Origin of the sequence: Pseudomonas sp. AP42 (assembly GCF_001728935.1) — a bacterium.
GTDB classification, from domain to species: Bacteria; Pseudomonadota; Gammaproteobacteria; order Pseudomonadales; family Pseudomonadaceae; genus Aquipseudomonas; species Aquipseudomonas lactis.
In genome coordinates, this window is the sequence record NZ_LYSO01000026.1 from 58,255 (window position 1) to 64,545 (window position 6,291).

Annotated in this window: 6 protein-coding genes; 5 read left to right on the plus strand and 1 reads right to left on the minus strand. The window is 60.6% G+C overall.

The window, feature by feature from the left end:
- Window positions 1-121 precede the first annotated feature (121 nt).
- The 3 genes from A7K61_RS12655 to A7K61_RS12665 all read left to right on the plus strand — a co-directional run bounded on the left by A7K61_RS12655 (window position 122) and on the right by A7K61_RS12665 (window position 4,372).
- The gene (locus tag A7K61_RS12655; RefSeq protein WP_069557686.1) at window positions 122-2,275 is read left to right on the plus strand and encodes a TonB-dependent siderophore receptor; all 2,154 of its coding nucleotides are present in this window, start codon (window positions 122-124) and stop codon (window positions 2,273-2,275) included.
- Window positions 2,276-2,458: 183 nt separating this feature from the next.
- A complete protein-coding gene (locus A7K61_RS34070) occupies window positions 2,459-3,946 on the plus strand; it encodes a methyl-accepting chemotaxis protein (protein WP_044272989.1) in 1,488 nt (495 codons plus the stop codon).
- A 69-nt stretch (window positions 3,947-4,015) separates the two neighbouring features.
- Window positions 4,016-4,372 carry a VOC family protein gene (locus tag A7K61_RS12665; protein WP_044272990.1) on the plus strand — a complete coding sequence of 119 codons (357 nt, stop codon included), beginning with the start codon at window positions 4,016-4,018 and terminating at the stop codon, window positions 4,370-4,372.
- A gap of 78 nt (window positions 4,373-4,450) precedes the next feature.
- On the opposite strand, the gene A7K61_RS12670 is transcribed toward A7K61_RS12665, so the two are convergent.
- Window positions 4,451-4,972, minus strand: a complete 522-nt coding sequence (locus tag A7K61_RS12670) for a DUF2867 domain-containing protein (RefSeq protein ID WP_069557687.1) — start codon at window positions 4,970-4,972, stop codon at window positions 4,451-4,453.
- Between the two features lie 66 nt (window positions 4,973-5,038).
- Here A7K61_RS12670 and A7K61_RS12675 point away from each other — a divergent pair, with 66 nt between their 5' ends.
- Entirely contained in the window at window positions 5,039-5,299 is a 261-nt protein-coding gene (locus A7K61_RS12675) for a DUF6429 family protein (protein WP_044272992.1), read from the plus strand.
- Window positions 5,300-5,393: 94 nt separating this feature from the next.
- On the plus strand, window positions 5,394-6,014 hold the full coding sequence (locus tag A7K61_RS12680) for a LysE family translocator (RefSeq protein WP_069557688.1): 621 nt from the start codon (window positions 5,394-5,396) through the stop codon (window positions 6,012-6,014).
- Window positions 6,015-6,291: the final 277 nt, after the last annotated feature.

The following is a 6,291-nucleotide window of genomic DNA, read 5'->3' on the forward strand; positions in this document are numbered from 1 at the left end:
AGCAAGCTCGCTCCTACAGCGTTCGGGCTTTTCCCTACAGACTCAATCTGCCAAACTGATGCGAATAATTATCAACAGATTTATTATTCGCCACGGACGGCGCTTGGGGAGCCCTACTTTCATGTCTGTGCAACAACGCGGCGGCAACGTTTTTACACCCAGTCTGATGGCAATCACTATCGCTCTAGCAACCTCCACTGCGGCCATGGCCGCCGACGCCGAAGCACCGGCCACCATTGAGCTGGGCGCCACCCAGGTCTCCGGCAAACAGCTTGGCGCAACCACCGAAGGCAGCGAGTCGTACACCACCGGCTCGATGAAGACCGCAACCAAACTGCCGCTGACCCTGCGCGAAACCCCGCAGGCCGTCACCGTGATCACGCGCCAGCGCATGGATGACCAGGCCATGACCAGCATCAACGACGTGGTCAACGCCACGCCGGGGCTGTTCCTCAATTACTCCAACGGCCCTGGGCGACAAGGCTTTACCGCACGCGGTTTCGACATCGACAACCTCATGTATGACGGTATACCCAGCGGCTACAACGGTGCATCGGTAGGCGCGCAGCCGAACCTGGCAATGTTCGACCGCGTCGAAGTGGTGCGCGGCGCAACCGGCCTGGTGACCGGCGCGGGCAACCCTTCGGCCGCGATCAACCTGATCCGCAAGCGGCCACTGGACGAGCAGAAAGTCACCCTCACCGGCGCCGTCGGTAGCTGGGACGACTACCGTGGCGAACTCGACGCCTCCAGCCCACTCAATGACAGCGGCACCTGGCGCGGTCGCGTCGTCACCTCTTACCGTGATGCCAACAGCTTTATCGACAAGGCCGAGCAGGATCATGGCCTTTTCTATGCCGTCACCGAAGCCGACCTGGGCGAAGACACCACCCTGACCCTCGGTTACTCGAACCAGAAGGACAAGACCAACTACTTCTGGGGCGCTTCGATGGTCGGCCTGGATGGCCGCCACCTGGACCTGTCGCGCTCCTATAACCCAGGCACCGATTGGGAGAACAAGGACCAGGAAATCAACACCCTGTTCGCTGAGCTGCGCCAGCGCCTGGCCAACGACTGGAGCCTGCAGGTCAACGCCAACTATGCCGAACAGAACGCCTTGTTCTCCGGTTCCTACCAATCGCGCTGGACCAAAAGCACCCTGGCCCGCACGGTGTACCAGGCCAGCTACGATGAAAACCAGGCCGGGCTCGACGCCTTTGCCAGCGGCCCGTTCGAGGCGTTCGGCCGTACCCATGAACTGGTGGTGGGCGCCAGCAAGCGCATCTACGACATGACCACCCACAACTACAGCCCGTACGACCTCAACTGGCCGATCAATGCCGGCAAACCGAACTTCACCCGCACCAACAACGTTCGCGAAGTCACCACCCAGGACGGTTTCTACCTGACCAGCCGCCTGAGCCTGGCTGACCCGCTGAAGCTGATCCTCGGCGCTCGCCTGGACTGGTACGACTACGACAACCGTGATGCCGCCGGCGACTACAAGGTCACCCGCAACCTCACCCGCTACGCCGGCCTGATCTACGACCTGGACGACCAGCATTCGGTCTACGTGAGCTACAGCGACATCTTCACGCCGCAAAAGGAAAAGAGCACAGCCGGCACCCCACTCAAGCCCATCGTCGGTAAAAATTATGAAGTTGGCGTCAAAGGCGAATACTTCGGTGGCACGCTCAATGCCAGCGTGGCGTTGTTCCGCGTCGACCAGGAAAACCGCGCCGTGCCGGTGGTGGTGCCCAACTGCCCGCAGGCGTCCTGTGCCGACGCCTCGGGTGAAATCCGCAGCCAGGGTATCGACTTCGAACTGCAAGGCGCCTTGACCGAAAACTGGCAGGTCGGCGGCGGCTATACCTATGCGCGCACCCACACCATCAAGGACGACGCCAACCCGCAGAAGGTCAACAAGCAGTTCGATACCGACATCCCGGAACATCTGTTCAAAGTGACCACCCGCTACAACTTCCAGGGCCCGCTGGAAAAACTCCGAGTCGGCGGCAATATCTCCTGGCAGAGCCGCATGTACAACGACATCAAGCTAGCGGATGGCAGCAACTACCGGCTCCAGCAAGGCGGCTACGCCGTCACTGACTTGATGGCGGGCTACCGGGTCAATCAGCACCTGGATCTGCAGCTCAATGCCAACAACATCTTTGATCGCCACTACTACCAGTCCATCTCCAACTCAGTGACTTATGGCGGCGACTCCTATGGCAGCCCCCGCAACATGATGCTGACTGCCAAGTACAGCTTCTGAGGCTCACGGCAACCTCGGCTGCTCGCTCGGGCAGCCGTTCTTAAAGTCCCACGCCCGCGTGCCGATAACGCGTGGGTAACCGGCGACAATCCTGAACATCTGCTTGACTCCACAGCGGCGCGCCTGTGTGGCACACCGCGTGCTTGCTTGACCTCGACGCCCCCTCTCATGGAGTAAGAGTGAATGCCTGTCCGTTTTCTAGAGCACTATCGCAAGGCCGACCGCATCATGCTGGCATTGATCTGGCTGATGTTGCTGTTCTCCCTCGGCCTGGCGTTCTGGCACGACACCCTCATGCAGGCCGTGATCGTCGGTGGCGGCACCGGCGTGGTGCTCACGGCGCTGTACCGCGTCATCGGCGGCACCCGCGTGATGCGCTGTGCACTGGGCGCCGGCTTGATGGTGATGGCGGCGTTGCACATCAACCAGGCGCACGGGGTGATCGAATCCCACTTCGGCATTTTCGCGCTGTTGGCGGTGCTGACCTTCTACCGTGACTGGCTGCCGATTTTGGTAGCAGCACTGACCATCGCGGTGCATCACGTGGTGTTCCATGCCTTGCAGCACCAGGGCTTCCCGGTGTTTGTGATGGAGCATCACGGCGGCTGGACGATGGTGTTCGTCCATGCCTTCTATGTGGTGATGGAGACCGTCGCCCTCCTCTACCTCGCCGTCCATAGCCAGGCCGAAGCGGTGGAGAGCCAGGAAATGCTGGAGAAGATGCTCGCCGTTACCTCGCAGTTCACCGTGGAAACCGCCCACGGTGAAGGCAAGGCCCACGTGTCCCTCGCCAAGCGTTTCGACCACTTCCTGCAGCAACTCACCCACCTGATCGACGGCGTCGCCCGTGACTCCCATGGCCTGGGCCAGCTCGGCCAGGAACTGGCCAGCGCCAGCGGCACCCTGGAAAAAGGCGCCCGGCATCAACTGGCACAGATCGGCGAAATGACCGGCTCGATGCAGCGCATGGAAGACGCCATGGGCCACATTACGGTGCAGGTCGAACAGGCAGTGGAACACGCGGGCCAGGCCAGCCAGCAGATTGTGCGCGGCCAGGAAAGCGTCGGCCGCGCCCAGCATGAAATCAGCCAATTGGCTTCGCGCATCAACGGCACGGAGTCGACCGTAGAATCCCTGGCGGTGCAGGCAGAGCAAATCGGCTCGGTGCTGGAAGTGATCAGCAGCATCGCCAACCAGACCAACCTGCTGGCCCTCAACGCCGCCATCGAAGCCGCCCGCGCCGGCGAGCAAGGCCGTGGCTTTGCCGTGGTGGCCGATGAAGTGCGCAGCCTGGCCCAGCGCACCGCCCTCTCCACCCAGGAAATCAAGGGCATCATCGAGGGCCTGCAACACGGCAGCCGCCAAGCCGTCGAAGCCATGCACGCCAGCCGCGAAGGCGTAGAGCGCTGCGTGGCCGACAGCCAAGAGGCCGTGGACATGCTACGGGCGGTGGGCGAGGACATCGCGCACATCGACCAACTCAACGGCCACATCGTCACCACCACCCGCGAGCAAACCTCGGCCAACCTGGAGATCGTCGAGCGCTTGCAATCGGTGCAAAGCATCGCCCAGAACACCGCCGACGACGTCGAGACACTCGCGCGCAGCAGCGAACGCCTGCCACCGATCGCGGTGCGGCTGGATGCGTTGGGGCGCAGGTTTCATCCTTGAGCGTGTGGGAAATGGGCAGGCCCGGATACGCTACACTCGCGGCCTAAGATACGAGCCACGGAGGCAACCATGAGCACACCCGGTAAAGACCGACAGATCGACAATATCGAATTCAACGTAAGCGACATCGCCCGCAGTAAAGCCTTCTACGGCGCCGCATTCGGCTGGACGTTCGTCGACTACGGCCCCACCTACAGCGAATTCAGCGATGGCCGGCTCACGGGTGGTTTCACCACCGGTGAGCCTGTGCGACCGGGCGGGCCCTTGGTTATCTTGTATGCCGATGACTTGGACAGTGTGCAGCAGCGGCTTCAACAGCTGGGCACGGTGATTACGCGCCAGACGTTTTCGTTTCCAGGAGGCCGCAGGTTCCACTTCACCGATCCAGATGGGTATGAACTGGCGGTGTGGAGCGTTGCGCTGTGATCCAGCGCTTTAGCTGTATCGTTGAAGCGCGACAGCTCCGACGGAGAATAAATTGTGTTGAGGGAGTCTTTTCTAGATTCAAAGCTGTTGCAGCTTGCGCTGCAAGCGGGTCATTAGCCGATTGACGATCAGCTTGTGCGCCGACCCCACCGGCAGCATGTAGAGACGCCCAAAGGTGTTGTGGGTGATCACCGATGAAGTGATCGTAAGCACACGATCAGCAAGTGAAAGGCAAATCATCACATCCAGGTGCCGGTCACGCTCGGTCAGCACCAGCCTATCCGGCGCGCAGTCCTCCACCAGGAAAAAATCAAGCCGCTCACCCGCTTGCACCGTCACGCGCCGATTGCCGGAGAACCCGCCGATGCGCTTGACGCCAAACCTTGAAGAAATCCCATCTCTGATCCGAAAGGCCAATTTTAACAGCGGTCCCGTTTCGGCGGTCATGATGTTCCAGGCATCCAGCGCGCTGATCTCAGTCGACAATGGCACCGACCTGCAATCGTAATAATTGAGTTCAGACGGTGCACCCAACGTGTGACTGACAGAGTGAGTCGCCAAGATTTTTTCGTCCATGATCAAAACCGGGATTGGCATCATAACTCTTCAAGCGAAATGCTGCGCTAAGCTAGATAGGGTCTGTGGAATTCAAGCGGAGTACCCATTATGGAATACGACGAAAAACGGATTGAGGAAACCGTACTTGCCCTGCTGACCACCTTCAGCTTTGATAACGGCAACTCATGGAAAGGCCACGACTTTCAAATAATGAACCGGCTTCACGAGCAAGGTTTTATCAGTAATCCGGTGAACAAAAACAAGTCCATTTGGCTGACGCAGGAAGGCTTGGAACGGGGCCGGCAAATCGCCGATCGGTTATTTGCCGCACCCCCTGAGGCCAAGCGTTCATCCAATCCGGACACCTGAAGCGCTCGCGGGGCCAGAAGCCCGGCCACGGAGTGTTAAACCGCGCTTCATCCGTTTATCCTCGAGACTCCCCGACCTGCAACCCGGAGCCGCCATGGACCTCGCCACCCTCGCCCTCTTCCTCCCCGCCTGCTTCGCCCTGAACATGGCCCCCGGCCCCAATAACCTGCTGTCGGTAAGTAACGCTACCCGCTACGGTTACCGCACCTCCTGCCTCGCCGGGCTCGGCCGCCTGCTGGCCTTCGCCGGCATGATCGCCCTTGCCTCCGCGGGGTTGGCGGTGGTGTTGCAAACCTCGGAGTTGTTGTTCTACGGGATCAAGATGCTCGGCGCTGCGTATCTGTTTTACCTGGCGTATCAGCTATGGCGCGCAGACCCGCAGCAGCAGGTGGACACCGCAACGAGGAAGGTGGGCCTGTGGGCCTTGGCGCGGCAGGAGTTTCTGGTGGCTGCGGGCAACCCCAAAGCGATCCTGATCTTCACCGCCTTCCTCCCGCAATTCGTGGTGCCCGGCCAACCCGTCACTGCGCAATTTGCCCTGCTGGGTGTGATGTTTCTGGCTTTGGAATGGGTCGCCATCAGCGTCTATGCCTATATGGGCCTGCATATGCGCCGCTGGTTTGCCGAGCCCAAGGGCAAGCGCCTGTTCAATCGCTGCTGCGCAGGTTTGTTGTCAGCGGCGGCGGCGGTGTTGTTGACTGCGCGCAGGGCATGAGTGAGAGGGGAGTGCCCCTGGCAGCCGACGTCGATCTAACTGATGCGGCGCGATCCAAATGTGGGGCTGGCTTGCCTGCGATGGCCATAGGCATCTACATAATTTGGGGGTGACAGCGGATCTGTGGCGAGGGAGCTTGCTCCCGTGACGACCTGATAGCCGACGCTGATCTAGCTGACGCACCGCGACCCAAATGTGGGAGCTGGCTTGCCTGCGAAGGCGGCCTGACAGTCAACGCAGTTGGATTGTGTGTATATCCATTGCTGCGGTAACGGCC

Excerpts from the sequence above, each read along its gene's own strand:
- A7K61_RS12655 (WP_069557686.1), top strand. The coding sequence starts at position 122 with ATGTCTGTGCAACAACGCGGCGGCAACGTTTTTACACCCAGTCTGATG.
- A7K61_RS34070 (WP_044272989.1), top strand. The coding sequence starts at position 2,459 with ATGCCTGTCCGTTTTCTAGAGCACTATCGCAAGGCCGACCGCATCATG.
- A7K61_RS12665 (WP_044272990.1), top strand. The coding sequence starts at position 4,016 with ATGAGCACACCCGGTAAAGACCGACAGATCGACAATATCGAATTCAAC.
- A7K61_RS12670 (WP_069557687.1), bottom strand. The coding sequence starts at position 4,972 with ATGATGCCAATCCCGGTTTTGATCATGGACGAAAAAATCTTGGCGACT.
- A7K61_RS12675 (WP_044272992.1), top strand. The coding sequence starts at position 5,039 with ATGGAATACGACGAAAAACGGATTGAGGAAACCGTACTTGCCCTGCTG.
- A7K61_RS12680 (WP_069557688.1), top strand. The coding sequence starts at position 5,394 with ATGGACCTCGCCACCCTCGCCCTCTTCCTCCCCGCCTGCTTCGCCCTG.